Source organism: Pseudomonas sp. DE0157, assembly GCF_007678615.1.
GTDB classification, from domain to species: Bacteria; Pseudomonadota; Gammaproteobacteria; order Pseudomonadales; family Pseudomonadaceae; genus Aquipseudomonas; species Aquipseudomonas parafulva_B.
In genome coordinates this window covers 358,493-384,469 of sequence record NZ_VEJN01000002.1, presented here as the reverse complement: position 1 = coordinate 384,469, position 25,977 = coordinate 358,493, and the positions used below count along the sequence as shown (strand labels likewise).

Below are 25,977 nucleotides of genomic sequence, written 5' to 3'. Positions count from 1 at the left end.
GGCAGGCCTTGGCGAGAGGCTTGTTAAAAACAATTCCAACATCTACGGCTGATACTCATGAGCGATTACACAGAAGCCGGCCGCCCACCCGATGTGGCGGCTGGCGAAAGCATCCAACAGGGTAGCAAGGGCCTGGCCAAGGGCCGATTGGGGCTGTTGGCCAGCGTGGTGCTGGGCATCTCCACCATTGCGCCGGTCTACACCCTTACCGGCGCCTTGGGCCCGACCGTGCGCGAGGTCGGGGCTCACCTGCCAGCGGTGTTCATCGTCGGGTTCCTGCCTATGCTGCTGGTCGCCCTGGGCTATCGCGAGCTGAATTCGGCCGAGCCGGACAGCGGTACGTCGTTCACCTGGTCGGCGCGAGCCTTCGGCCCGATGATCGGGTGGATCGGCGGTTGGGGGCTGGTGGTGGCGACTACTATCGTGCTGTCGAACCTGGCCGGTGTGGCGGTGGATTTCTTCTACCTGTTCCTCGGCCAGATCACGGGCAACCCTGAACTGGCGGCGCTTGCCGACAACTTGCTGATCAACATCGTGACCTGTTGCGTGTTCATTGCCTTGGCCGTATGGATCTGTTGCCGAGGCATGACCACGACCATGACCGTGCAGTACGGTCTGGTGGCGTTGCAACTGCTGGTACTGGTGGGCTTTGCCTTCGCAGCGTTCGGCGAAACAACGGCACCACCGCCCCTGGCGTTCGATTTCGCCTGGTTCAACCCGTTCGGGGTTGAATCCTTCTCGGCGTTCGCCGCCGGCCTATCGTTGTCGATCTTCATTTTCTGGGGCTGGGACGTATGCCTGACCGTCAGTGAAGAGTCGGTAGGCAGCGAAGAGGTTCCGGGCAAGGCAGCCACCTGGACCGTGCTGTTGATTCTGGGCCTGTACCTGCTGACGGCCATTGCCACCTTGCAGTTCGCCGGCATCAGCGAGTCGGGGCTGGGCCTGAATAACCCGCGCATCCAGGAAAACGTGTTCGCTCACCTGGCCGGCCCGGTCATGGGGCCGCTGGCAATCCTGATGTCCATCGCGGTACTGGCCAGCACTGCCGCTTCCTTGCAATCGACCTTCGTCTCGCCTGCGCGCACCCTGCTTGCCATGGGCTACTACGGGGCGGTACCGCAGAAGTTTGCCAAGGTCTGCCCGCGCTCACAGACGCCGCGTTACGCCACGATCTGCGCCGGGGTGGCCGCCGGACTTTTCTACGTCACCATGCGCACGCTCAGCGAGAACGTACTGGCCGACACCATCACCGCCCTGGGCATGATGATCTGCTTCTATTACTCACTCACGGCCTTCGCCTGCGTCTGGTATTTCCGCAGCAGCCTGTTCGGCAGCCTTCGGCATTTACTCATGCGCGGGCTGTGCCCTTTGGTGGGCGGGGTGATTCTGTCGGTGATCTTCGTGCGCACGGCCATAGACAGCGCCTCGCCGGACTTCGGCAGTGGCTCGCACGTGGGCGGGGTCGGGCTGGTGTTCGTGATCGCGGCGATCATCTCTGTCCTGGGGATCGTGTTGATGCTGATGTCCCGGCTGCGAGCCCCGGCCTACTTCCTGGGGGCTACGCTGCGTCAGCACGCCACTTTGCCGTTGCAGGACTGACCAGGGCCAGGGCCTTGCCTAAGACGTGCTGAAGGTTATGCAAGGGCCTCCCAGGAGGCCCGTGCACATCAGCCGATCAACTGCTCGAGCAGTGCCCCATGACGGTGTTGCTGCTTCTTCAGGAGCAGCCGATTGGCACGGAACACGGCCTTCAAGTCCGCCAGTGCCGTATCGAAAACATCGTTGATGATCACGTAGTCGTACTCGTTGTAATGCACCATCTCGCTGACGGCCTCTTTCATGCGCCCGGCGATGATCGCGTCACTGTCCTGGCCTCGACCATCAAGGCGCTCGCGCAATGCGGCCTGGCTTGGCGGCAGGATGAAGACCGACAGCGCCTGTGGCATCAGCTTGCGCACCTGCTGCGCGCCTTGCCAGTCGATTTCCAGGATCAGGTCGAAGCCTTGGTCCAGCGTCTGCTGCAGGGCGCTGCGCGAGGTGCCATAGAAGTTGCCGAACACCTCGGCATGCTCCAGAAAATCGCCCTGTTCGATCAGTGCCCTGAACGCATCATGCTCGACGAAATGGTAGTTCACACCATGCTGCTCGCCAGGACGCATGGCGCGGGTAGTGTGCGAGACGGAAACACGGATCTGCTTGTCGTCCTGGGTCAGGGCGTTGACCAGGCTGGTCTTGCCGGCGCCGGACGGAGCGGAAACGATATAGAGGGTGCCGCTGGTGTGGTTCATGGTCGGTGTGGCCTTACTCGATATTCTGTACTTGTTCACGCATCTGTTCGATCAGTACCTTCAAATTGACCGCCGCCTGCGTGCTGCGGGGATCGAAGGCTTTGGAACCGAGCGTGTTGGCTTCGCGATTGAGTTCTTGCATCAGGAAATCCAGACGACGCCCGGCGGCACCTGCACCCTTGAGTACGCGTCGTACTTCGGCTACATGGGTGTCTAGGCGATCAAGCTCCTCGGCCACGTCGCTCTTCTGGGCCAGCAGGACCATTTCCTGTTCCAGGCGCTGCGGGTCGATTTCAACCTGAAGGTCGTTGAAGCGGTCCAGGATCTTCTGACGTTGCGCGGCCAGCATCTGCGGCACCAGCGCTCGCAGCGTCGTGACCTCTTCGGCCATGCTGTCCAGGCGCTCGTTGATCAGACGGGCCAGTTCCTGGCCTTCGCGCTGACGCCCGGCCTTGAGTTCGGCAAGCGCGTCGTTGAACAGTGCCATGGCCTGGGCATTGAGTGCCTGTGGGTCGCTGGCATCAGCGACCAATACGCCCGGCCAAGACAGCACTTCCAAGGGGTTGAGCGGCGCCGGCTGCTGGATCAACGCCGCCACTTGCTCGGCGGCGGCCACTAGCTGCGCAGCGCGCTCGCGGTCGACCTGCAACGGCTTGCCGCTGCTGTCCTCGTTCAGGCGCAGGGTGCACTCCACCTTGCCTCGGGAAAGGCCTTGGCGCAGGCCTTCACGCACGCCACCTTCAAGGTCGCGCAGGGCGTCGGGCAGGCGCAGGTGCGGCTCCAGGTAACGGTGGTTGACCGAGCGCAGCTCCCAGACCAGGGTGCCTTGGCTGCCGGCGCGCTCGACCCGTGCGAACGCGGTCATGCTGTGCACCATGGGGGTACCTCGCGTATAGGTTGGACATTGCAGCCTGCTGGCTGCGAGGCGCAGGATTGTAGCGCACTGGGGCCTTGCGGCCCAATGCGCCGCTGCGCCTGAGCGACGGACAGGACCGCCGCAAATGCAGGCGCGCTGGACCGTCAGCGACGATAGGCGTGTCCTCACTAGGCTACGGGCTCTATAATGCCTGCCAGATTCAATGTCCCAGTACAGGTATCCCAGATGAAACGTCCAAGTGGTCGCGCCGCCGATCAGCTCCGCTCGATCCGCATCACCCGCAACTACACCAAGCACGCCGAAGGGTCGGTACTGGTCGAGTTCGGTGACACGAAAGTCATCTGCACGGTCAGCGTGGAAAACGGCGTGCCGCGCTTTCTCAAAGGCCAGGGCCAAGGTTGGTTGACCGCCGAATATGGCATGCTGCCACGCTCGACGGGTGAACGTAACCAGCGCGAAGCCAGCCGTGGCAAGCAAGGTGGTCGCACGCTGGAGATCCAGCGCCTGATCGGCCGTTCATTGCGTGCGGCACTGGACATGAGCAAGCTCGGTGACATTACGCTTTACATCGATTGCGATGTCATCCAGGCCGATGGCGGCACCCGTACAGCCTCCATTACCGGTGCCATGGTTGCCGTCTGCGATGCCCTGGCCGTGATCAAGAAGCGTGGTGGCCTGAAGGCGGGCAATCCGCTCAAGCACATGATCGCCGCCGTGTCGGTGGGTATGTATCAGGGTGAAGCGGTGCTCGACCTGGACTACCTGGAGGACTCGGCAGCCGAAACCGACCTGAACGTGGTCATGACCAGCGCTGGCGGGTTCATCGAGGTGCAAGGTACGGCAGAAGGTGCGCCGTTCCAGCCAGAAGACTTCAACGCCATGCTTGCCCTGGCGCAGAAGGGCATGGACGAGATCTTCCAGCTGCAGCAAGCCGCGCTGGCAGACTGAACCTGATCAGGAGGGTGCAGGCATGACCGATCCGAATCTTTCGATCATCCCGCCCAGTGCCGAGGTCAGGCAGTGGGCGATGCTCTGCCACCTTTCCGCGCTCCTTGGCCTGGTGATCCCGCTCGGGCACCTGCTGGGGCCGTTGGTGCTGTGGCATCTGAAGCGCGAGCAGGACCCATTCATCGATGCGCAAGGCAAGGAAGCGCTGAATTTCCAGATCAGCGTGACCGTGGCAGGGTTCATCTGCCTCCTGCTGATATTCGTGGTGATCGGGCTGGTGCTGTTTGCCGTGCTGTCAGTGGCGGTGATGATTCTGATCGTCATTGCTGCGGTACGGGCCAACGAAGGCAAGCCTTACCGCTACCCCATGATCTGGCGACCGATCAAATAGCCAGGTGGGGCTGCAAGGCAGCCCCACTGATTGCTCAGATGGTCAGCGTCCAGTCGTAGTCGACGATCAGCGGCGCATGCTGGGAGAAGCGCGGCTGGCGTGGCAAGCGCGCGTTGCGCACGAAGCGGCGCAGGCCGGGGGTAAGGATCTGGTAGTCGAACCGGTAGCCCAGGTTCAGCATTTCGGCCTGCTCGTTGTCCGGCCACCAGCTGTACTGGTCACCCTCACGGCTGACTTCTCGCAGGGCATCCACGTAACCCATCTCGCCGGTAATGGCATCCATCCAGGCACGCTCTGGCGGCAGGAAGCCCGGCGACTGCTGGCTGTCACGCCAGTTCTTGATGTCGAGCTTCTGCTGGGCCACATAGAACGAGCCGCAATAGATGTACTCGCGGCGCTTGCGACGCTGCTTGTCCAGGTACTTGGCGAAGTCGTCCATCAACTTGAATTTCTGGTTCAAGTCTTCATCCCCGTTCATGCCCGAAGGCAAGAGCAGGCTGGCAATACTGACTTTGTCGAAATCTGCTTGCAGGTAACGCCCGTAACGGTCGGCTGTCTCGAAGCCCAGGCCGGTGATGACTGCCTTGGGCTGCATGCGCGAATAAAGGGCCACACCACCTTGGGCAGGCACCTCCGCGTCGCAGGCATAAAGGAAATAGCCATCGAGCTGGAAAGCTGGGTCATCGAGTTCAAAGGCCGAGGCGCGGGTATCCTGAAGGCAGATGACGTCGGCATTCTGGGCCTGTAGCCAGCTGAGCAAACCACGCTCGGCCGCAGCCTGAATGCCATTAACGTTCACACTGATGATCCGCATAAATGGCCCCATAAATCTCGTGCGTGTATGATACCCGAGCTCAACCCATTTAGCTAAATCCGTGGTGTCCGGGACTTTCCATGCAGCCGTATCAGCGCGACTTCATCCGTTTTGCCATCGATCGCGGGGTCCTGCGTTTCGGTGAATTCACTCTCAAGTCCGGGCGTACCAGCCCGTACTTCTTCAACGCCGGCCTGTTCAACACAGGTTCGGCGCTGGCCGAGCTGGGGCGTTGCTACGCCGCCGCCATCGTTGACAGCAAGATCTCGTTCGACGTGCTGTTCGGCCCGGCCTACAAGGGTATTCCCCTGGCCGCGACCACTGCCGTCGCGCTGGCTGACCAGCATCGGCAAGACGTGCCCTGGTGCTTCAACCGCAAGGAAGCCAAGGACCACGGCGAAGGCGGCAGCCTGGTCGGTGCGCCCCTGGCAGGCGATGTGCTGATCATCGACGACGTGATCACTGCCGGTACCGCCATTCGCGAAGTCATGCAGATCATCAAGGCGCAGCAGGCCAACGCCGCTGGCGTGCTGATCGCATTGAATCGTGAAGAGCGTGGCAATGGTGAGCTCTCGGCCATCCAGGAGGTAGAGCGCGACTTCGGCATACCGGTGGTCAGTATCGTCTCGCTGACTCAGGTACTGGAGTTCCTGGCTGACGACCCGCAACTCAAGCAGCACCTGCCGGCGGTTGAGGCCTATCGGGCGCAGTACGGGATCTGACCCAGGGCCTGGAAGCGAAAAAGGCGACCTCGGTTTGAGGTCGCCTTTTTTGTGTCGCCAGTTTGGCCCTGTTACCGGCTGCCGGCGACAGGGCCATGCAGGTCAGGAAAGCGACTTGTGGTTGGTGATCAAAGTACCTACGCCGCTGTCGGTGAAGATTTCCAGCAGCACCGCGTTCGGCACGCGGCCGTCGATGATGTGTGAGCTGTTCACGCCGCCTTGCACCGCATCCAGGGCGCATTTGATCTTCGGAAGCATGCCACCGTAGATGGTGCCGTCGGCGATCAGCTCGTTGACCTGCTCTGTGGTCAACCCGGTCAGGACCTGGCCCTGCTTGTCCATCAGTCCGGCGATGTTGGTCAGTAGCATCAGCTTCTCGGCCTGCAGCGCTTCGGCGACCTTGCCTGCTACCAGGTCGGCATTGATGTTGTAGGACTCGCCATTGATGCCGACGCCGATGGGGGCGATCACGGGAATGAAATCACCCTTGACCAGCATGTTCAGCAGGTCGGTGTTCACGCTCACCACTTCACCCACATGGCCGATGTCGATGATCTCGGCGGTGGTCATTTCCGGCGTCTGGCGGCTGACGGTGAGCTTGCGTGCACGGATCAGCTCCGCGTCCTTGCCGGTCAGGCCGATGGCGCTGCCGCCATGCCGGTTGATGAGGTTGACGATGTCCTTGTTGACTTGGCCGCCCAGTACCATTTCCACAACGTCCATGGTCGCCGAATCGGTCACGCGCATGCCGTCGATGAAATGGCTTTCGATGGAGAGACGCTTGAGCAGATCACCGATCTGCGGGCCGCCACCGTGCACCACCACCGGGTTGATGCCCACGGCCTTCATCAGCACGATGTCGCGGGCGAAGCCCGTCTTGAGCTCCTCGCTTTCCATCGCGTTGCCGCCGTACTTGATCACCAGCGTCTTGCCGACGAAGCGGCGAATGTAGGGCAAGGCTTCGGACAGCACTTCGGCTACGTGGGTGGCGGCATCGCGATCGAGGGTCATGCAGGGCTCCTGTGAGGGCCAGATAGTCGGTCAGAACGGCAGTTGCAGGTCAGGCTCTACCCGCAGCAACTGCGTGCGAAAAACATCCTTGATACGCTGCAACTCGGCCTCGCTGTCGGCCTCGAAACGCAGTACCAGAACCGGCGTGGTGTTGGAGGCACGCACCAGGCCCCAGCCCTGTGCATAGTCCACTCGCACACCGTCGATGGTGGTCAGGCGCGCGTCACCCCAATCGGCGTCGCGTTGCAGTGCATCAATGATGCTGAATTTACCTTCGTCGGTCACATCAATATTGAGTTCCGGCGTGGAAATATCGTTGGGGAACGCGGCGAACACGGTTTCGGCGCTCTGCTCGGTCTTGCTGAGGATTTCCAGCAGGCGCGCAGCGCTGTAGATGCCGTCGTCGAAACCGTACCAGCGCTCCTTGATGAAGATATGACCGCTCATCTCGCCTGCGAGCAAGGCGCCGGTCTGCTGCATCTTCTTCTTCATCAACGAATGACCGGTCTTCCACATCAGGGTACGACCGCCCAATCGTTCGATCAGGGGGATCAGGCGTCGGGTGCATTTGACGTCGAAGATGATTTCGGCGCCTGGGTTGCGAGCCAGGACATCCTGGGCAAACAGCATCAGCAAGCGGTCGGCGTAGATGATGCTGCCGGCCTCGGTTACCACACCGACGCGATCCGCGTCGCCGTCGAATGCCAGGCCGAGGTCCGCCCCCGTGCGCCTGACCGTGTCGATCAGCACCTGAAGGTTCTGCGCCTTGCTGGGGTCGGGGTGGTGGTTCGGGAAGTTGCCGTCCACTTCGCTGAACAGCGCAATCACCTCGCAGCCCAACGCTTCTATCAGTTGCGGTGTGATCACGCCAGCGACGCCATTGCCGCAGTCCACGACCACCTTGAGCTTTCTGGCCAGCCTCACGTCACTGACGATCCGCTGGAAATAGCGCTCCAGAATCGCTACCTGTTGCACATGCCCTGTGCCAAAGGTCAGGTCATTGGCCTGCAACCGGCCGAGCAGCGCCTGGATCTGCTCGTTGGCCAGGGTGTCGCCGGCAATGACGATCTTGAAGCCGTTGTAGTCCGGGGGGTTGTGACTACCGGTGAGCATCACGCCCGACTTGCCGCCTAGTACGTGGGTGGCGTAGTACAGCGCCGGCGTGGGGACCAGACCGAGGTCGTTCACATGGCAGCCTGCCTCGACCAGGCCGCGGATCAGAGGCTCGACGAGCAGTGGGCCGGACAGGCGACCGTCGCGGCCCACGCTGACCTGGGGTTCGCCCATGGCCAGGCTCTGTGCGCCGACGGCGCGGCCTATCCAGTAGGCGGTATCGGCGTGCAGTGTCTTGCCGACGATGCCGCGGATGTCGTAAGCGCGAAAGATACCTGGCGGCAAGTGGGCGTGAACCGCCGGGGCCATGTCGTTCATCTGGAAAACCCCATCAGTCAGAAGCGCTCGGTTGCAGGCGCACGCAGAGCGCTTGGACGAAGGTTGCGGCCCGGAGTTCGCCATCCGTGGCGATTTCGCTCATGTCCGGTTCAACGGGTGCCGGAATGACCAAAGCCACCGGCGCCGCGCTGGCTCTGGTCGAACGACTCGACGATCTCGAACTGCGCCTGTACCACGGGCACGAGCACCAGCTGGGCGATACGCTCACCGACTGCGATGGTGAAGGTGGTGGTGCCGCGGTTCCAGCACGACACCATCAGCTCGCCCTGGTAATCCGAATCGATCAGCCCAACCAGGTTGCCCAGCACGATGCCATGCTTGTGGCCCAGGCCCGAGCGCGGCAGCACCAGTGCGGCAAGACCCGGGTCGCTGATATGGATGGACAGGCCTGTCGGAATCAGCACCGTCTGGCCGGGTTCGAGCACCGTGTCTTGCGCGAGCAGAGCGCGCAGGTCCAGGCCGGCAGAGCCCGGCGTGGCGTATTGCGGCAACGGAAATTCGGTACCCAGGCGTGGGTCGAGGATCTTGGCTTGTAATGCGTGCATGTAACTTATTGAACCTGGTTGAGCCGTTCGGCGATGAAGGCAACCAGCTGGCGGGCGATCTTGCCCTTGCTGGTCTGCGCGAAGAGGGTCTGGTGCTGCTGGCGATCGATCACGGTCAAGGCGTTCTCTTCACTGTTGAAGCCGATGCTGGGGTTGGCCACATCGTTGGCGACGATCAGGTCGAGGTTTTTATCCTTGAGCTTGCGCGTGGCGTAATCGAGCAAGTGTTCGGTCTCGGCGGCGAAGCCGACACTGAAAGGGCGGTCGGTGCGACCGGCCAGGGTGGCAAGGATATCGGGATTGCGCACCATCTGCAGCAGCATGCCATCGCCAGTCGTGGGATCTTTCTTCAGTTTTTGTGGCGCTATCACCTCTGGGCGGTAGTCCGCCACCGCCGCCGACGCGATGAACAGGTCGCATGGCATGGCCGCCTCACAGGCCGCCAGCATGTCCCGCGCGCTGACCACGTCGATACGGCTGACCCGGTCGGGGGTAGGCAGGTGCACAGGGCCGGTCACGAGGGTCACCCGAGCCCCGGCTTCGGCGGCCGCCTCGGCTAGGGCAAAGCCCATCTTCCCGGAGCTATGATTGGTGATGTAGCGCACCGGATCGATGTTCTCCTGGGTGGGGCCGGCGGTGATCAGCACGTGCTTGCCGGTCAATGCCTGGCGCTTGAAGCTCTCGGCGGCGCACCAGGCCAGGTCGGTGGCCTCGAGCATGCGGCCCAGGCCTACGTCGCCACAGGCCTGGCTGCCCGAGGCAGGGCCGAACACCTGAATGCCGCGGCTCCTGAGCACCTGCAGGTTGGCCTGGGTGGCAGCGTCACGCCACATGGCCTGGTTCATGGCCGGGGCGACGGCAACGGTGGCATCGGTGGCCAGTACCAGGGTCGTCAACAGGTCATCGGCCATGCCCTGGGCCAGGCGTGCCATGAGGTCGGCGGTGGCCGGAGCGATCAGTACCAGGTCAGCCCATTTGGCCAGCTCGATATGGCCCATGGCCGCCTCTGCTGCTGGGTCGAGGAGGTCCAGGTGCACCGGGTGGCCGGACAGCGCCTGCAAGGTCAGCGGCGTGATGAATTCAGCGCCACCGCGGGTCATGACGACACGCACCTGGGCGCCGTGCTCCAGGAGTCGGCGGATCAGTTCGGCGCTCTTGTAGGCGGCGATGCCACCACCGACGCCAAGAACGATGCGCTTGCGATACAGCCGCTGCATAGGGTTGCCTTTTTCCAGTGAAAGCGGGCGGCGACAGGAACTGCGTGCGGCAGAACGTCGCATGTACGAGGGCAAATAGATTAACACAGGGCCGAAATGGGCCGCAGCAAGGGCAGGGCAGCGATGAACATCAGGGAATGGCCGGCTCAGGATCGGCCAAGGGAAAAGCTACTGCAGCGTGGGGCGGGGGTGCTGTCTGACGCCGAGCTGCTGGCTGTGCTGCTGGGGTCAGGCGTTGCAGGGCGCAATGTGCTCGACCTGGCGCGCGGCCTGCTGGTGCGCTTTGGCGGCTTGCGGCCGTTTCTCGAGGCCGATCGGCGGGCGGTCTTGCGCGAGCCTGGCATAGGGGAGGTCAAATACGCACAGCTGCAGGCATTGCTGGAAATCGGTCGCCGCTACCTCAATGAAGGGATCACCCGCGCAGCGGCGTTGGAGGAACCCCAGGCCGTAAGGCGCTACCTCAAGGCCATGCTGCGCCATGAACCCAGCGAGGTGTTCGGTTGCCTGTTTCTGGACACCAAACACCGACCGTTGGCGTTCGAGATCCTGTTCAAGGGTACCATCGACCGAGCCAGTGTCTATCCGCGGGAAGTGGTGCGGCGTGCATTGATGCACAACGCCGCGGCGCTGATCCTCTGTCACAACCACCCTTCGGGCAACAGCGAACCCAGCAAAGAGGATGTGCACCTGACCCTTTCGCTCAAGCGTGGGCTGGCCTTGATCGATGTACGCGTGCTGGATCACATCATCATTGGCGACGGGGAGCCGCTGTCCATGGCCGAGCAAGGGTGGGTCGTAGCTTAGGGCACGCCACCGCGAGCGCGGCGCAGTTCAGGATGACCTGTCATGACCGGGGGTAAGGGTGGCGCCTTCCCCGATCACCGCAACGCTCAAGCGTATCTAAGGCCTACTTGGTCACGCTCACCTTGCTGAAGTCCAGCCGGCCGAACGGGTTGACCTGATAACCCTCGACACCCTGACGCAGCAGGGCCGCCGCCGTCGGATGCGCCAATGGCACCCACAGCGCCTGCTGCTGGATCAGGGTCTGCGCCTGCTGGTACAGCCGGCTGCGCACGCTCTGATCATTGGTGGTGCGACCGGCACTGATCAGCTGATCCAGGCGATTGTCACAGAACCGCGCGAAGTTGGTCCCGGATTTGACCGCTGCACAGGAGAACTGCGGGGTGAGGAAGTTATCCGGGTCGCCGTTGTCGCCTGCCCAGCCCATGAACAGTAGGTCATGCTCGCCGGCCTTGGCGCGGCGGATGAGTTCGCCCCATTCGATCACCCGAATTTCAGCCTTGATGCCCACCTTGGCGAGATCAGCCTGCAGCATCTGCGCGCCCAGGCTAGGGTTGGGGTTGAGCAGGCTACCGGAAGGGCGTGTCCAGATCGTTGTGCTGAAGCCGTCCGCCAGACCGGCCTTGGCCAGCAGGGCCTTGGCTTTCTTCACATCCAGTGGGTAACCGGGCAGGTCCTTGGCATAGCTCCAGGTATTGGGCGGATACGGGCCATTGGCCGCAATCGCCGAGTCTTCGAAAACAGCTTTCACGTAGGCCTGTTTGTCGAAGGCCAGGTTGATGGCCTGGCGCACCTCTGGCTTGTCCAGTGGTGGGTGCTGGCTGTTGAGCGCGATGAATGCCGTCATGAACGCTGGCGTGCTGGCCACCTTGAGGCTGCTGTCCTGGCTGGCCTCGGCAATGTCCAGTGGCTTGGGCGACAGGGCTACCTGGCACTCGTTGCGCTTGAGTTTCTGCAGGCGCACGTTTGCATCGGTGGTGATGGCGAAGATCAGTGGGTCGACGGCTGGCTTGCCGGCAAAGTAGTCAGGGTTGGCGCGATAGCGCACCACCGCGTCCTTCTGGAACCGCTGGAAGACGAATGGCCCGGTGCCGATGGGTTGGCTGTTGAGTTTCTCGGGCGTGCCTGCCTTGAGCAACTTGTCGGCATATTCGGCTGAATAGATCGAGGCAAAGCCCATGCTCAGGGTGGCCAGGAAGGTCGCATCCGGGTGGGTAAGGGTAAAGCGCACGGTATTGGGCGCCGGCGCGTCGATCGTCTTGATCAGGCTGCCCAGTTGCAGCGACTGGGCATGGGGGTAGCCGCCGGGCGCTGTCTTGTGCCAGGCGTGAGCGGGGTAGAGCATGCGCTGGAAGCTGAACAATACGTCGTCGGCATTGAGCGTACGGCTGGGCTTGAAATAGGCAGTGGTATGGAATTTCACGTTGTCGCGCAGGGTGAAATCGTACACCAGGCCATCGGCCGACACCGTCCAGCTGGCGGCCAGGCTCGGCACCACCTTGCCTTTGCCTGCGTCGAATTCCACCAGGCGGTTCATCAGCACATCGGCCGTGGCATTGGTGGTGGTCAGCGAGTTGTACTGCACCACGTCGAAGCCTTCGGGGCTGGCTTCGCTGCAAACGCTCAGTGGCGCTGCCTGGGCTGCACCCACGGCAAGCAGGGAGGTGAACAATAAGGAAAGGGCGGCGGCACGCATGGTGGCTCCTTGGCTGTCAGTGGCCCATCTGCCAGTGCAGTCTGGAAAAGGCCTACCCTAGTGTGACTGCCAGAAAATGACCACACTCTTTTTTACAATATTGGCGACGAACGGTCGGCACCTGATAGGGCCTTCGGTCATGCTGCTCGCGGCGGTTCGCCTCGGCTCGAATGTTGATCAGGTATTGTTGCAATCGAGTCTTTCTGGTATAAAGCAGCGCTCTTTTCTAGGGGCTCGGCCTGTCGCATCAGCGAATCCGGTCGATAAGACCTCCAGAATCACGGCGCCTCGGCGCCAAAGACTGAGAGATTAAGCGGCCAACCCATGCCGGGTTGGGCATGTGGTTTTAGAGGGCTGAGTCATGTCGAGAGTCTGTCAAGTTACTGGTAAGGGTCCAGTAACCGGGAACAACATTTCCCACGCAAACAACAAAACCCGTCGTCGTTTCCTGCCAAACCTGCAGCACCACCGTTTCTGGGTTGAATCCGAGAAGCGTTTCGTGCGTCTGCGCGTTTCCGCCAAAGGCATGCGCATCATCGACAAGCGCGGCATCGATGCCGTACTGGTTGACATCCGTAAAGCTGGCGCCAAGGTTTAAGGGAGAGCATCATGCGTGAATTGATCCGTCTGGTTTCGAGTGCCGGTACCGGCCACTTCTACACCACCGACAAGAACAAGCGCACCACCCCGGACAAAATCGAGATCAAGAAATACGATCCCGTTGTTCGCAAGCACGTGGTGTACAAGGAAGCCAAGATCAAGTAATTGATCGGCGACCTGAAAAAAACCCGCCTCTGAGAGGCGGGTTTTTTTATGTCTGGCCGAAAGGGTCAGCTGGCCAGGGATCACTTCTGCTCGAACAATGCATAGATCTTGCGGCAAGGCTCCAGCACTTCCCATGTCCCTTTGAATCCGGCGGGGATGACGAACCGATCACCCGCACGCAGCGTCTTGCTGGCGCCCTGTTCGTCGCGCAGCACCGACACGCCCTGCACGATTTCGCAGTACTCATGCTCGGTGTAGTTGACCTCCCACTGGCCCACTTCCCCCTCCCAGACGCCAGCGGCAAACTGCCCGCAGGGGCTTGCATAGTGGTTGTACACGGCCTGGTCCGGCTCGCCTTTGAGCACTTTTTCGGCTGCGGGGCGATAGCGCTCGGCCTCGGTAATGGCCTGGGCGAAGTCGATGATACTTTCGATACTCATAAAGAGGCTCCTGCATGTTCAATAAAATTAACATCACTGGGCGTTTGAGCTGATAGTGTCAAATATATTGATAGTTTGAAAGCGCTGGTTTAGGGTATCGCATGCCTGTGTGCGCCTGCCGCACGCCCGGACCCCGACAACGCCTGCAAGTCCTCAGTGCAGCGTTGCACCTAAACAAGAGGAGGAGTTTCGTATGACCACCCTGACTCGTGCAGACTGGGAACAACGTGCCCAGCAACTGAAGATCGAAGGCCGCGCCTTCATCAACGGCGAATACACCGATGCCGCATCCGGTGAAACCTTCGAGTGCCTGAGCCCGGTCGACGGACGCTTCCTGGCCAAGGTTGCCAGCTGCGACCTGGCCGACGCCAACCGCGCGGTCGAAAACGCCCGCGCGACCTTCAACTCGGGCGTATGGTCACAGCTGGCCCCAGCCAAGCGCAAGGCCATCCTGATCCGCTTCGCCGACTTGCTGCGCAAGAACGTCGAAGAGCTGGCGCTGCTCGAAACACTGGACATGGGCAAACCGATCGGTGACTCCTCCAGCATCGATATCCCAGGCGCTGCCAATGCCATTCACTGGACAGCCGAAGCCATCGACAAGGTGTACGACGAAGTCGCTCCGACGCCGCACGATCAACTGGGCCTGGTCACACGCGAGCCAGTGGGCGTGGTGGGTGCCATCGTTCCCTGGAACTTCCCGCTGCTGATGGCGAGCTGGAAGTTGGGCCCAGCGTTGGCTACGGGCAACTCGGTCGTGCTCAAACCTTCCGAGAAGTCGCCGCTGACCGCTATTCGCATCGCTCAGTTGGCAGTGGAAGCCGGTATCCCAGCAGGTGTGCTGAACGTGCTGCCTGGCTATGGCCACACCGTGGGCAAGGCCCTGGCCCTGCACATGGATGTCGACACCCTGGTATTCACCGGTTCGACCAAGATCGCCAAGCAGCTGATGGTGTATGCAGGCGAGTCGAACATGAAGCGCATCTGGCTGGAAGCCGGTGGCAAGAGCCCGAACATCGTCTTCGCCGACGCGCCAGACCTTGAGGCCGCCGCCCAGGCTGCTGCCAGCGCCATCGCCTTCAACCAGGGTGAAGTGTGCACCGCAGGTTCGCGCTTGCTGGTGGAGCGCTCGATCAAGGACACCTTCCTGCCCATGGTGGTCGAGGCCCTCAAGGCCTGGAAGCCCGGCAACCCGCTGGACCCGCAGACCACCGTGGGTGCACTGGTCGATACCCAGCAGATGAATACCGTGTTGTCGTACATCGAGGCGGGCCACAAGGACGGCGCCAAGCTGCTGACCGGCGGCAAGCGGACGCTGGAAGATACCGGCGGCACCTACGTCGAGCCGACCATCTTCGACGGCGTGACCAATGCCATGAAAATCGCCCAGGAAGAAATCTTCGGCCCGGTACTGTCCGTGATTGCCTTCGACACGGCCGAGGAGGCGGTTGCCATCGCCAACGACACACCCTATGGGTTGGCGGCGGGCATCTGGACTTCGGACATTTCCAAGGCGCACAGGACGGCCCGTGCCGTACGCGCCGGCAGTGTCTGGGTCAACCAATATGATGGCGGCGACATGACTGCACCATTCGGTGGCTTCAAGCAGTCGGGTAACGGCCGTGACAAGTCGCTGCACGCGCTGGAGAAGTACACCGAGCTCAAGGCCACCTGGATCAAGCTGTAAGTCCAGCGGCCCCTCGGCAGGTCGGCTTCCAAGGCCCTGGCACGCTTTCGCGAGCTGAGCCGGGACTGAGCAAGCTCGACTGCCCGCGGGGCCTGACATTCCAACACTGGCCGGGGCGGCGTATACCGTCCCGGCTTCGTCGTTTCTGCCGTACAAGAATGCTGCCTGGGAGGCCGTCATGCGTTGGGGAACCTATTTTGCCGTGCTGGCATCGGTGCTGAGCGTCGGGCTCGCATTGGGTGTGAGCATGCCGTTGGTGTCCTTGCGTCTGGAAGCCTGGGGTTATGGCAGCTTCGCCATTGGCGTCATGGCCGCCATGCCTGCCCTGGGCGTGCTGGCCGGCGCCAGCCTGGCCAGCCGGCTTGCCGGGTGGGTGGGCGTGCCTGCGGCCATGCGCCTGTGCCTGTGGGGCGGGGCATTGTCCATTGGCCTGTTGGCCCTGCTGCCAAGCTATCCGCTTTGGCTGGTGCTGCGGCTGTTGATCGGCATGGCGTTGACCGTGGTGTTCGTGCTGGGTGAGAGCTGGATCAACCAACTGGTGGTCGAGCAGTGGCGCGGACGGCTGGTGGCTCTGTACGGGAGTAGCTATGCGCTGAGCCAACTGGCGGGTCCGCTGGTGCTGGGCATGCTGGGGTCGGATGACGACTTCGGCTTCTGGGCGGCGACCGGCCTGCTGCTGGTATCGCCCTTGCTGTTGCTAGGCCGCGGGGGCGCGCCCTCTACAGAGGCTTGCAACGTCACCTTTGCCGACCTGTTCGCCTTCTGCAGAAGGCTGCCCGTGATCGCCTGGGCCATTGCGTTGTTCGCTTCGTTCGAAGCCATGATCCTGACCCTGCTGCCGGTGTACTGCCTGCAACAGGGCCTGAGCACGGAAATCGCGTTGTTCATGGTCAGTACGGTGGTGGTCGGCGATGCGGTGCTGCAGTTGCCCATTGGCGCACTGGCGGACCATATGTCGCGGCGCGCGCTGTTCACCGGTTGCGCGCTGGCATTGTTGGGGTCGAGCCTTGCCATCCCCCTGCTGTTGCACACCTGGGCCATCTGGCCTGTGTGGGTATTGTTCGGCGCTAGCGCTGGGGGGTTGTTCACCTTGTCGCTGGTGTTGATCGGCGAGCGCTATCGAGACGATGCTCTAGTGCGGGCCAATGCCCACGTGGCCCAGCTGTGGGGCATCGGTTGCCTGCTTGGGCCGTTACTGGCCGGCGCAGGCAGCCAGTGGATCAGTGGGCATGCCTTGCCGCTGCTGATGGCAGCAGGCGCCGCTGGGCTTGTGGTGCTGACCCGGCGGCGCGGAGCGTTCGAGCCAGCGGCTGCGTGACGGTGCAGCGCTAGAGCATCTTTTCCAGCCCCACCGCCTTGCTGATCCAGGCATTGAATCGTCGCCACAGGCTACCAGGCTCTGACGTGAGCACCCGCCGCTGTCCGTCTTCCTCGGTCACCCAGACCAGCTTGCCGGCCACGAGCTCAGGCTGATAGCTCAGGGCCGGTGCCATGCCCTGCACCGCCAGTGCACGGGTGTATTCGGCAAGTTCGGGGCTGTCGACCAATACGCCGACTTCGGTGTTCCACAGCACCGAGCGTGGATCGAAATTGAACGAGCCAATGAACGTCTTGTGACGGTCGAACACGATCGCCTTGCTGTGGAGGCTGGAGTTGGAGCTGCCATGGAAACTCAGTTTGCCCGCGCTGGGATCTCCGGGCTGGCGGCGCATTTCATACAGCTTCACCCCGTGCTCCAGTAGCGCCTTGCGGTAAGGTGCATAACCGCCGTGTACGGCAGGCACATCGGTAGCCTCCAGTGAGTTGGTCAACAGCTTTACCGAAATACCCGCGTCGGCACTCTGGGTGAGGTAAAGCAGCCCCGGTTCGCCGGGTACGAAATAAGCGGAGACCAGAATCAGCTCGTGACGCACATCGCGCAGGTCAGGGCCGAGTTGTCGGGTCAGCAGTAGCTGTGGATCAGGCTCGTCATCGGCCAGCACCTTGCTGGGGGCGTCCCACAGCGCCTGGGCATGAGCCCAGATGAGTTCGTTGCGCCAGGTGTCCAGTCGCGGCTGGGATTGGTAGGCCATCAAGCGGTCGTACAAGACCTTGCGCCGGGTTCTGGCTTCGGCCAGCGAGACTTCCAGCCGATGGCGGCTGGTGCGCAGGTCGCTGGCATTGGGCTGGTGCCAGAGGAAATCGGTGATCGGGCGGCTCAGGGCGCTGTTCCAGTACTGATCGAAGCTGTGTCCCAACTGTTCTGCTATAGGGCCCACACCCAGCAGATCGATGTCGGTGAAGTTCAGGTTGGGCTCGGCATCGAAGTACTCGTCACCCAGGTTTCGCCCGCCGACGATGGCCATGCTGTTGTCCACCAGGAACAGCTTATTGTGCATGCGCCGGTGCTGACGCGACAGGTTGAGCAACCGGCCCATGGCGCGTGTGACCCCAGTGGCGCGCCCCAGGTGCAGGGGGTTGAACACACGGATCTGGATGTTCGAGTGAGCGGCGAGGGTGCCCATGATTGCATCCAGGCCGTCACTGGTGGTGTCGTCCAGCAGAATGCGCACGCGCACGCCCCGGTCGGCCGCCCGCAACAGCTCATGGACCAGGGCGCGGGTGCTGAGTCCGTCATGGACGATGTAGTACTGCACGTCGATGCTGGCCTGCGCATTGCGTATCAACTCGGCGCGCGCCCGGAAAGCCTCGTTGCTGTTGGGGAGTAGGCGAAAGCCGGAACGGCCTTCATAAGGGGCTGCCTGGCGCAGCACCGAGCGGCCGAACGATGAGCCATCGGCGGGCAGGGCTTGACTGGTTTGGCGCGGCGTATCGACGCTGGCGCAGCCGCAGACGCCGAGCAGCAGCGTCAGCAGCAAGGGTAGGGCTCGCTGGAGTTTCAACGGTGGATCGTCCTGTGCAGCAGGGCTTTGGGATTGGACAGTGGCGGGCAACGCAAAGTTACGTCGCGATGATGTCCTCGTCCAGCAAGCGTTGGGCGGTCTCACCAACCTTGCGCACCGCCGCCTCGATTTGCGCAGTGGGCCTGGCGGCGAAGTTCATGCGCAGGCAGTGACGGAACTTGCCGGAAGCGGAAAAGATGCTGCCCACGGCCACTTGTACGCCTTGCTCCAACAAGGCGTGATTGAGCTGCAAGGTATCGAAATGTTCCGGCAATTCCACCCATAGCATGAAGCCGCCTTGCGGACGGCTTACGCGGGTGCCTTGCGGAAAATACCGGGTCACCCAGTCGCTCATCAATTCACGGCTGCGTTGGTACTGGCTGCGCATGCGCCGCACATGGGGTTGGTAATGCCCGTTGGCGATGAAGTCCGCCACCGCCAATTGAGGCTGACTGGCGGTGCTGCCCGTGCTGATGTACTTCATGTGCAGGACCCGCTCCAGGTAGCGCCCAGGCGCTACCCAACCGACACGCAGGCCAGGGGCAAGCGTCTTGGAAAATGAACTGCACAACAGCACGCGGCCTTGCGTATCGAATGACTTGACCGTCCGTGGCCGAGGGTAGGTATAGGCCAGGTCACCGTAGACATCGTCCTCGAGAATGGCTACGTCGTAGCGCTGTGCAAGGTTCAACAGGGCCTTTTTACGAGCCTCAGGCATGATGTAGCCCAGCGGGTTGTTGCAACTTGGGGTGATCTGGATGAGCTTGATCGGCCACTGCTCAAGGGCCAGTTCGAGCGCCTCGAGGCTGATGCCTGTCACCGGGTCTGTGGGGATCTCCAGCGCCTTCATGCCCAGGCCCTTGAGCGTCTGCATGGCGCCATGGAAGCTGGGCGAGTCCACCGCAACGATATCGCCAGGCTCGCACACGGCGCGGATGCTGCACGACAAAGCTTCGTGGCAGCCTGTCGTCACCACCAACTCAGAGGGCGAGAGCCTGCACCCAGAGTCCAGGGCCAGGCGTGCCACCTGTTCACGCAAGGCCAGGTTGCCGTGGATATTGTCGTAATACAGCCCGGGCATGTCCTGGCGACGGCTGAGCCTGGCGAGGCTGCGCAACAGCGGCTTGAGGGTAGGGCTCTCGATGTCCGGCATGCCCCGTCCAAGCTGTATCACACCCGGTTGCGGGGTACTGCGCACCAGCTCCAGAACCTGCTCCCATTGGGAAATGTCCACCGGGCGCTGGGCGGGCCGGCTGACCGCCGGCAAGGCCGGCAGGTGGCGATGGTCGCTCACGAAGTAGCCGGACTTTGGCCGTGGCGAGACCATGCCACTGTCTTCGAGCATGCGGTAGGCCTGCTGCACGGTGCTCAGGCTCACCCCGTGCTCCACGCTCAGTGCCCGCACCGATGGCAGCCGCTGGCCGGGCCGATAGAGGCCCTGTTCGATACGCGCGCCGAGTACCTCGGCAAGGTTCAGGTAGAGCGTCACGTCATACTCCTGGGCTGCGCCGGTCAACGCACCATACAGATTGGCAGAAAAGGCAGCATTCAGTTACCTGCGAGCCCGATCTGTATCCAAATAATAACGCTTTTTTGGATCTGTATTGTCAGGCCGTGCACCCGGCATGCTGTCCCCACATTGTCATCGAAAGGGAGACAGCAGCGATGGGAAGCTTGAGCGATGTGCGCATCGAACAGTCGGTAGGCGAAAAAGAAGCCCTGCAGCGAAGCAAAACCCACGCTGCGCCCCAGGCGTTGAGCCGCTGGCGGCTGATGTTGCGCCGCTGGCACACCCGCAGGGCGCTGTTACAGTTGAGCGACCATGAACTGCGCGATGTGGGTCTCAGCTGGCAAGAGGCGCGCTCAGAAGGCTGCAAGCCTTTCTGGAAGCCGTGACTGCTTTCACACCAGCTCCTTGAGCCTGTGCCACAGCATGCCCAAGGCCAGTAAAGGTGAGCGCAAGTGCTTGCCCCCTGGGAACGTCATGTGTGGCACCTTTGCAAACAAGTCGAAACGCCCGCTTTGCTGGCCGCTGATGGCTTCCCCGAGCAGACGGGCGGCCAGGTGAGTAGCGTTCAGCCCGTGGCCTGCGTAGGCCTGGGCGTAGTAAACGTTCGGCTGATCAGGCAGGCGGCCCACCTGGGGCAGGCGGTTGGCGCCGATCCCGATCATGCCGCCCCACTGGTAATCGATGCGTACGTCGGCCAGCTGAGGGAACACGCGCAGCATCTTGGGCCGCATGTAGGCGGCGATATCCTTTGGATCGCGCCCGGAATAATGGCAAGCGCCGCCGAACAGCAGCCGGTGATCTGCGCTCAGGCGGTAGTAGTCCAGCGCCACGCGCTGGTCGCACACGGCCATGTTCTGTGGCAACAGCGAGCGTGCACGCGCTTCACCCAGCGGCTCGGTGGCGATGAGGTAACTGCCGGCGGGCAATACCTTGCCGCCCAGCTCACCGTTCAAACCATTGAGGTAGGCGTTACAGCACAGGACCAGCGTTTGCGCCCGGACCCGGCCCTGGGCGGTGTGTACCTGCACCTGCGGGCCATAGTCGATGCGGGTCACCTCGGACTGCTCGTGGAGTTTCACACCCAGGCGCGCGGCTGCCGCGGCTTCGCCCAACGCCAGGTTAAGGGGGTGCAAGTGGCCAGAGCCCATGTCCACCAGCCCGCCTGCATAGCGCTGCGAGCCCACCACATCGTGAATGTCATCCTTTGCGACCAGCCGCAGTTCGTGGGCGTAACCCAGGCTGCGTAAGTGTTCGGCCTCTTCGGCCAGGCCCGCCATTTGCGCCGGCTTGTTGGCCAGGTCGCAATAGCCCCAGGTCAAGTCGCAGGCGATGGCGTGCCGCGCTACACGATCGCGCACGATCTGCACGGCCTCCAGCCCCATCAGTTGCAAGTCGCGAACGCCCTGCTCGCCGATGACCGGCAGGAACTGCTCCAGACCATGGCCGACCCCGCGGATCAACTGCCCACCGTTGCGCCCACTGGCGCCCCAGCCGATCTTGCGCGCTTCGAGCAGGATCACCGAGAAGCCACGCTCGGCCAACTCCAGGGCCGTGTTCAAACCGGAGTAGCCACCACCGACGATGCACACATCGGCGGTGTGCTCGCCTTGCAGATAGGCATGATCAGGGTGAGGCGCGCTGCTGGCGGCGTAGTAAGAAGCGGCATGCTGCGCGCTGTGGATCATTGGACGAGTCCTGGTGCGTGGGCTGGAACGGGAGAATAAGCCGCAGGCCCAGGGCGGGCAACCGGCCTATAATGGGCGGACCTTTTCAACCTGTGCCTCGTCATGTCCTGCGACCGCCACAAGATCCACTTCCTGCGCGAACTCATCCCTTCTTTCGAATGCGAGCCTGGCTGCCATGACTGCTGCGGGCCGGTTACCACCTCGGCGCAAGAGATGGCTCGGCTGCCGCGCAAATCCCAGGCCGAACAGGACGCTGCCCTGGAGCGCCTGGACTGCGTCCATCTGGGGCCCCAGGGCTGCACGGTATATGAAGAGCGGCCACTGATCTGTCGCCTGTTCGGTACCACCCCACGACTGGCCTGCCCGCGTGGTCGTGGGCCCGAACCCATGATCGACCCTGCGGCCGAGCAACTGGTGCACCAGTTCATTGCCACCACCCGGCAAGTGCTGGTCTAGGCGTTTGCGGTAGGGCCCGGCGTCAGTCCGGGATCGGCAGGCAGAGACTTTCCTTCACCTCCTCCATCACGATGTAGCTTTTGGACTCACGCACGTGGGGCAGCTTGAGCAGGATGTCGCCAAGCAGCTTGCGATACGAAGCCATTTCCGAAATGCGCGCCTTGACCAGGTAGTCGAAGTCGCCGGAAACCAAGTGGCATTCGAGCACGTGCGGCAGCTTCAGGACTGCCCGGCGAAACTCCTCGAAGGTATCGCCAGACTTGTAGTCCAGGCTGATTTCCACGAAGACCAGCAGGCTGCCCTTGAGGTGCTGTGGGTTCAGGCGGGCGTTATAGCCCATGATGATGCCTTCACGTTCCAGCCGGCGCACGCGCTCGGTGCACGGCGTGGTGGAGAGGCCGACCTTCTCGCCCAGTTCGGTGAAGGAGATACGCCCGTCGCTCTGCAGGATGCGCAGGATGTTCCGGTCGATCTTGTCCAGCTCACGCTTACTTTGATGCTGGGTTCTCATAGGGGATGCCCCTCCGTAAAAGGCCATTGTGCCGAGAATTCTCGCCAATAATAGGCTTTTATATAGTGAATTGCACTGCTCTCGAATTCCTATACTTCGCCCATCAATGGCAGTCCAACAACACACCGCGGCAGGCCGCGAGGGGAAAGAAACGATGCGAGTTCTGGTACTTGGTAGCGGCGTGATCGGAACCGCCAGTGCCTATTACCTGGCCCGGCAAGGGTTCGAAGTGACGGTGGTGGACCGCCAGCCAGCGGTGGCCATGGAAACCAGCTTTGCCAACGCCGGCCAGATCTCGCCTGGCTATGCCTCGCCGTGGGCGGCGCCGGGGGTGCCTCTGAAAGCCGTTAAATGGCTGCTCGAGCGCCACGCTCCGCTTGCCATCAAGCTGACCGGTGACGTAGACCAGTACCTGTGGATGGCCCAGATGCTGCGCAACTGCACGGCCAACCGCTATGCCGTGAACAAGGAGCGCATGGTGCGGTTGTCCGAGTACAGCCGCGACTGCCTCGACGAACTGCGCGCCGAAACCGGCATTGCGTACGAGAATCGTAGCCTGGGCACCACCCAGCTGTTCCGCACCCAGGCCCAGGTCGATGCAGCTGCCAAGGATATCGCCGTGCTTGAGCAATCAGGCGTGCCTTATGAATTGCTCGACCGCGATGGCATCGCCCGCGTCGAACCTGCCCTGGCCAGTGTGAAGGGCATTCTCGCCGGCGCCCTGCGCCTACCCAACGACCAGACCGGCGATTGCCAGTTGTTCACCACCAAACTGGCAGAAATGGCCCGCAACCTGGGCGTGGAGTTCCGCTTCGGGCAGGACATCCAGCGCCTGGATCATGCAGGTGACCGCATCAACGGTGTCTGGATCGATGGCAAGCTCGAAACCGCCGACCGCTACGTGCTGGCATTGGGCAGCTATTCGCCGCAGATGCTCAAGCCCCTGGGCATCAAGGCGCCGGTCTATCCGTTGAAGGGCTACTCCCTGACCGTACCCATCACCAACGGTGACATGGCGCCTGCCTCGACCATCCTCGACGAAACATACAAGGTCGCCATCACCCGTTTCGACAACCGTATCCGTGTTGGAGGTATGGCTGAGATCGCCGGCTTCGACCTGTCGCTCAACCCCCGCCGACGCGAAACGCTGGAGATGATCGTCAACGACCTCTATCCTCGCGGCGGTGATTTGAGCCAGGCCAGTTTCTGGACTGGGCTGCGTCCCGCGACGCCAGACGGTACCCCCATCGTGGGTGCAACCGCCTTCCGTAACCTGTTCCTCAATACAGGTCACGGCACGCTGGGCTGGACCATGGCCTGTGGCTCGGGTCGTCTGCTGGCTGACCTGATCGCGCGCAAGAAACCGCAGATCAGTGCAGAGGGGCTGGACATCTCGCGCTATGGCAGTAGCCGCGAAGTGGCCCGTCACGGGCATGGTTCGCCCGCTCATCAGCAGTGAGCCATCCATTGGGATATTCGCCGGTGACCTGCGAATGCCCCAGCTTCGATTTCAACCCGTATGACTTATAAGGCAGCCGCATGCGCCCCGCCCGTGCCCTGATCGACCTCCAGGCCCTGCGCCACAATTACCGTCTCGCCCGCGAACTGACCGGTGCCAAGGCGCTTGCCGTGATCAAGGCCGACGCCTACGGCCATGGTGCTGTGCGCTGCGCGTTGGCGCTCGAGCCCGAAGCGGACGGGTTTGCCGTGGCCTGCATCGAGGAGGCGCTGGAGCTGCGTGCGGCCGGCATCAGGGGCCCGGTCCTGCTGCTGGAGGGCTTCTTCGAGGCAAGTGAGCTGCCGTTGATCGTCGAACATGACCTGTGGTGCGTCGTGCATTCGGCCTGGCAATTGGAGGCCATCGAGAAAAGCCCGCTGGCCAGCCCGCTCACCGTCTGGCTCAAGCTCGATACCGGCATGCACCGTGTAGGGCTGCATCCCAAGGACTATCGCGATGCCTATGAGCGCCTGCTGGCCTGCGGCAAGGTAGGGCGCATTGTGCTCATGAGCCATTTCGCCCGTGCCGATGAGCTGGGTGCGCAGGCCACGGCCGAGCAGATTGCCGTTTTCGAAACCGCACGCCAGGGCTTGGCAGCAGAATGCAGCCTGCGCAACTCCCCAGCCGTGCTGGGTTGGCCCCAGGCAGCCGGTGATTGGGTGCGCCCAGGGCTGATGCTCTATGGCGCAACGCCGTTCGATATGCCCCAAGCTCAGGCCCAACGCCTGCAGCCGGTCATGACACTGCAGTCGCGGGTCATCAGTGTGCGGGAGCTGCCGGCCGGCGAGCCGGTGGGTTACGGCGCCACGTTCGTCAGCACGCGGCCCACCCGTGTAGGCGTGGTCGCCATGGGCTACGCCGACGGTTACCCTCGCCAGGCGCCCAACGGTACGCCGGTCATCGTTGCTGGCAGCCGGGCCCCGCTCATCGGTCGCGTGTCGATGGACATGCTGAGCATCGACCTGACCGACGTGCCGCAGGCGACCGTCGGCAGCCCAGTCGAACTATGGGGCAAGCAGGTCCATGCCGCTGAGGTGGCGAGCCAGGCCGGTACCATTCCTTACCAGATCTTCTGCAATCTCAAGCGGGTGCCCCGGGAATACATTGGGGACTAGGGCGTCAGGCGGGTGGTGTGTTGTAAATACTGAACGGCGTTGCCATGATATCGTTCACATCCACCCGCATAACCCGTCTCAGGAGGCTCCAGCTTTGGACGTCGGCGAACGACTGCAAGCCATCCGCACGCTCAAGGGCCTGTCTCAGCGTGAACTCGCCAAGCGCGCAGGGGTTACCAACAGCACCATCTCGATGATCGAGAAAAACAGTGTGAGCCCGTCGATCAGTTCGCTGCGCAAGGTACTGAGCGGCATTCCCATGTCCATGGTCGAGTTCTTTTCCGTGGAGCTCGAACCCGAGAGCCCTGCGCAGATCGTCTACAAAGCCCACGAACTGATCGACATCTCCGATGGTGCGGTGACCATGAAGCTGGTTGGCAAATCGCACCGCAACCGTGCCATCGCTTTTCTGACCGAGGTGTACCCGCCCGGCGCCGACACCGGTGCCGAAATGCTGACCCATGATGGCGAAGAGACTGGCATTCTGCTTGAAGGCCGCCTGGAATTGGTGGTCGGTACCGAGCTGTTCATTCTCGAAGCAGGCGACAGCTATTACTTCGAAAGTACCCGCCCGCACCGTTTTCGCAACCCGTTCGAACAGCCAGCACGCTTGATCAGCGCCGCCACCCCCTCGAACTTTTGATCCAGCGCAGTGCATTGACGCGT

At 62.4% G+C, this 25,977-nt stretch carries 27 protein-coding genes; 14 read left to right on the top strand and 13 right to left on the bottom strand.

Annotated elements, in window-relative coordinates; genetic code table 11:
• Positions 1 to 57 precede the first annotated feature (57 nt).
• Positions 58 to 1,599, top strand: a complete 1,542-nt coding sequence (locus tag FS777_RS04500) for an APC family permease (RefSeq protein ID WP_058638832.1) — start codon at positions 58 to 60, stop codon at positions 1,597 to 1,599.
• A gap of 68 nt (positions 1,600 to 1,667) precedes the next feature.
• Here FS777_RS04500 and gmk read toward each other — a convergent pair whose 3' ends face one another.
• Both gmk and FS777_RS04490 read right to left on the bottom strand, forming a co-directional pair.
• Positions 1,668 to 2,288: a guanylate kinase gene (gene gmk / locus FS777_RS04495; protein WP_058638833.1), complete on the bottom strand. Its 621-nt coding sequence runs from the start codon at positions 2,286 to 2,288 to the stop codon at positions 1,668 to 1,670.
• 13 nt (positions 2,289 to 2,301) lie between these two features.
• Positions 2,302 to 3,165 (bottom strand): YicC/YloC family endoribonuclease, encoded by an 864-nt coding sequence (locus FS777_RS04490; protein ID WP_058638834.1) that lies wholly within the window; start codon positions 3,163 to 3,165, stop codon positions 2,302 to 2,304.
• A 225-nt stretch (positions 3,166 to 3,390) separates the two neighbouring features.
• Here FS777_RS04490 and rph point away from each other — a divergent pair, with 225 nt between their 5' ends.
• Together rph and FS777_RS04480 are read left to right on the top strand one after the other, a co-directional pair.
• Entirely contained in the window at positions 3,391 to 4,113 is a 723-nt protein-coding gene (gene rph, locus FS777_RS04485) for a ribonuclease PH (RefSeq protein ID WP_023532860.1), read from the top strand.
• A gap of 22 nt (positions 4,114 to 4,135) precedes the next feature.
• A complete protein-coding gene (locus FS777_RS04480; RefSeq protein ID WP_023532399.1) occupies positions 4,136 to 4,504 on the top strand; it encodes a DUF4870 domain-containing protein in 369 nt (122 codons plus the stop codon).
• Positions 4,505 to 4,538: 34 nt separating this feature from the next.
• Here the strand turns inward: FS777_RS04480 and FS777_RS04475 are convergent, their stop codons facing one another.
• Positions 4,539 to 5,318, bottom strand: coding sequence for an exodeoxyribonuclease III (locus tag FS777_RS04475; RefSeq protein ID WP_023532406.1), 780 nt, complete (start codon positions 5,316 to 5,318; stop codon positions 4,539 to 4,541).
• Between the two features lie 80 nt (positions 5,319 to 5,398).
• Between FS777_RS04475 and pyrE the strand changes: the two genes are divergently transcribed.
• The gene (pyrE, locus tag FS777_RS04470) at positions 5,399 to 6,040 is read left to right on the top strand and encodes an orotate phosphoribosyltransferase (RefSeq protein ID WP_058602773.1); all 642 of its coding nucleotides are present in this window, start codon (positions 5,399 to 5,401) and stop codon (positions 6,038 to 6,040) included.
• Between the two features lie 102 nt (positions 6,041 to 6,142).
• On the opposite strand, the gene argB is transcribed toward pyrE, so the two are convergent.
• The 4 genes from argB to coaBC form a co-directional block, all read right to left on the bottom strand.
• On the bottom strand, positions 6,143 to 7,051 hold the full coding sequence (gene argB / locus FS777_RS04465; RefSeq protein ID WP_023532327.1) for an acetylglutamate kinase: 909 nt from the start codon (positions 7,049 to 7,051) through the stop codon (positions 6,143 to 6,145).
• 30 nt (positions 7,052 to 7,081) lie between these two features.
• Positions 7,082 to 8,473 carry a phosphomannomutase/phosphoglucomutase gene (locus tag FS777_RS04460; RefSeq protein WP_372239208.1) on the bottom strand — a complete coding sequence of 464 codons (1,392 nt, stop codon included), beginning with the start codon at positions 8,471 to 8,473 and terminating at the stop codon, positions 7,082 to 7,084.
• A gap of 119 nt (positions 8,474 to 8,592) precedes the next feature.
• Positions 8,593 to 9,048, bottom strand: coding sequence for a dUTP diphosphatase (gene dut, locus FS777_RS04455; RefSeq protein WP_058638836.1), 456 nt, complete (start codon positions 9,046 to 9,048; stop codon positions 8,593 to 8,595).
• Between the two features lie 5 nt (positions 9,049 to 9,053).
• Entirely contained in the window at positions 9,054 to 10,265 is a 1,212-nt protein-coding gene (gene coaBC / locus FS777_RS04450) for a bifunctional phosphopantothenoylcysteine decarboxylase/phosphopantothenate--cysteine ligase CoaBC (protein ID WP_023532606.1), read from the bottom strand.
• A gap of 123 nt (positions 10,266 to 10,388) precedes the next feature.
• Here coaBC and radC point away from each other — a divergent pair, with 123 nt between their 5' ends.
• Positions 10,389 to 11,069: a DNA repair protein RadC gene (gene radC / locus FS777_RS04445; protein ID WP_145254101.1), complete on the top strand. Its 681-nt coding sequence runs from the start codon at positions 10,389 to 10,391 to the stop codon at positions 11,067 to 11,069.
• Between the two features lie 103 nt (positions 11,070 to 11,172).
• Here radC and FS777_RS04440 read toward each other — a convergent pair whose 3' ends face one another.
• Positions 11,173 to 12,762: an ABC transporter substrate-binding protein gene (locus FS777_RS04440; protein WP_058602777.1), complete on the bottom strand. Its 1,590-nt coding sequence runs from the start codon at positions 12,760 to 12,762 to the stop codon at positions 11,173 to 11,175.
• A 361-nt stretch (positions 12,763 to 13,123) separates the two neighbouring features.
• Here FS777_RS04440 and rpmB point away from each other — a divergent pair, with 361 nt between their 5' ends.
• Positions 13,124 to 13,360, top strand: coding sequence for a 50S ribosomal protein L28 (gene rpmB / locus FS777_RS04435; protein WP_003253504.1), 237 nt, complete (start codon positions 13,124 to 13,126; stop codon positions 13,358 to 13,360).
• 11 nt (positions 13,361 to 13,371) lie between these two features.
• The gene (gene rpmG / locus FS777_RS04430; RefSeq protein ID WP_003253507.1) at positions 13,372 to 13,527 is read left to right on the top strand and encodes a 50S ribosomal protein L33; all 156 of its coding nucleotides are present in this window, start codon (positions 13,372 to 13,374) and stop codon (positions 13,525 to 13,527) included.
• Between the two features lie 80 nt (positions 13,528 to 13,607).
• Here the strand turns inward: rpmG and FS777_RS04425 are convergent, their stop codons facing one another.
• The gene (locus FS777_RS04425; protein WP_058638837.1) at positions 13,608 to 13,967 is read right to left on the bottom strand and encodes a cupin domain-containing protein; all 360 of its coding nucleotides are present in this window, start codon (positions 13,965 to 13,967) and stop codon (positions 13,608 to 13,610) included.
• Positions 13,968 to 14,160: 193 nt separating this feature from the next.
• Between FS777_RS04425 and FS777_RS04420 the strand changes: the two genes are divergently transcribed.
• The gene (locus FS777_RS04420) at positions 14,161 to 15,654 is read left to right on the top strand and encodes an aldehyde dehydrogenase (RefSeq protein WP_078479347.1); all 1,494 of its coding nucleotides are present in this window, start codon (positions 14,161 to 14,163) and stop codon (positions 15,652 to 15,654) included.
• Between the two features lie 178 nt (positions 15,655 to 15,832).
• The gene (locus tag FS777_RS04415) at positions 15,833 to 16,972 is read left to right on the top strand and encodes an MFS transporter (protein ID WP_058638839.1); all 1,140 of its coding nucleotides are present in this window, start codon (positions 15,833 to 15,835) and stop codon (positions 16,970 to 16,972) included.
• A 10-nt stretch (positions 16,973 to 16,982) separates the two neighbouring features.
• On the opposite strand, the gene FS777_RS04410 is transcribed toward FS777_RS04415, so the two are convergent.
• Positions 16,983 to 18,536, bottom strand: a complete 1,554-nt coding sequence (locus FS777_RS04410; RefSeq protein ID WP_058638840.1) for a phospholipase D family protein — start codon at positions 18,534 to 18,536, stop codon at positions 16,983 to 16,985.
• A gap of 58 nt (positions 18,537 to 18,594) precedes the next feature.
• On the bottom strand, positions 18,595 to 20,025 hold the full coding sequence (locus tag FS777_RS04405; protein ID WP_058638841.1) for a PLP-dependent aminotransferase family protein: 1,431 nt from the start codon (positions 20,023 to 20,025) through the stop codon (positions 18,595 to 18,597).
• Positions 20,026 to 20,201: 176 nt separating this feature from the next.
• Between FS777_RS04405 and FS777_RS04400 the strand changes: the two genes are divergently transcribed.
• Complete coding sequence (locus FS777_RS04400; protein WP_078479345.1) at positions 20,202 to 20,432, top strand: DUF1127 domain-containing protein; 231 nt, start codon at positions 20,202 to 20,204, stop codon at positions 20,430 to 20,432.
• A 6-nt stretch (positions 20,433 to 20,438) separates the two neighbouring features.
• On the opposite strand, the gene FS777_RS04395 is transcribed toward FS777_RS04400, so the two are convergent.
• Positions 20,439 to 21,731, bottom strand: coding sequence for an FAD-binding oxidoreductase (locus FS777_RS04395; RefSeq protein WP_058638843.1), 1,293 nt, complete (start codon positions 21,729 to 21,731; stop codon positions 20,439 to 20,441).
• A 102-nt stretch (positions 21,732 to 21,833) separates the two neighbouring features.
• Here FS777_RS04395 and FS777_RS04390 point away from each other — a divergent pair, with 102 nt between their 5' ends.
• Positions 21,834 to 22,187, top strand: a complete 354-nt coding sequence (locus tag FS777_RS04390; protein ID WP_023532519.1) for a YkgJ family cysteine cluster protein — start codon at positions 21,834 to 21,836, stop codon at positions 22,185 to 22,187.
• 22 nt (positions 22,188 to 22,209) lie between these two features.
• Here FS777_RS04390 and dadR read toward each other — a convergent pair whose 3' ends face one another.
• Complete coding sequence (gene dadR / locus FS777_RS04385) at positions 22,210 to 22,698, bottom strand: transcriptional regulator DadR (protein WP_039581953.1); 489 nt, start codon at positions 22,696 to 22,698, stop codon at positions 22,210 to 22,212.
• Between the two features lie 154 nt (positions 22,699 to 22,852).
• Between dadR and dadA the strand changes: the two genes are divergently transcribed.
• The 3 genes from dadA (at position 22,853) to FS777_RS04370 (ending at position 25,954) form a co-directional block, all read left to right on the top strand.
• Positions 22,853 to 24,157, top strand: coding sequence for a D-amino acid dehydrogenase (gene dadA, locus FS777_RS04380; RefSeq protein WP_023532358.1), 1,305 nt, complete (start codon positions 22,853 to 22,855; stop codon positions 24,155 to 24,157).
• An 80-nt stretch (positions 24,158 to 24,237) separates the two neighbouring features.
• Complete coding sequence (alr, locus tag FS777_RS04375) at positions 24,238 to 25,311, top strand: alanine racemase (RefSeq protein WP_058638844.1); 1,074 nt, start codon at positions 24,238 to 24,240, stop codon at positions 25,309 to 25,311.
• A 94-nt stretch (positions 25,312 to 25,405) separates the two neighbouring features.
• Positions 25,406 to 25,954: a cupin domain-containing protein gene (locus tag FS777_RS04370; RefSeq protein WP_023532512.1), complete on the top strand. Its 549-nt coding sequence runs from the start codon at positions 25,406 to 25,408 to the stop codon at positions 25,952 to 25,954.
• Positions 25,955 to 25,977: the final 23 nt, after the last annotated feature.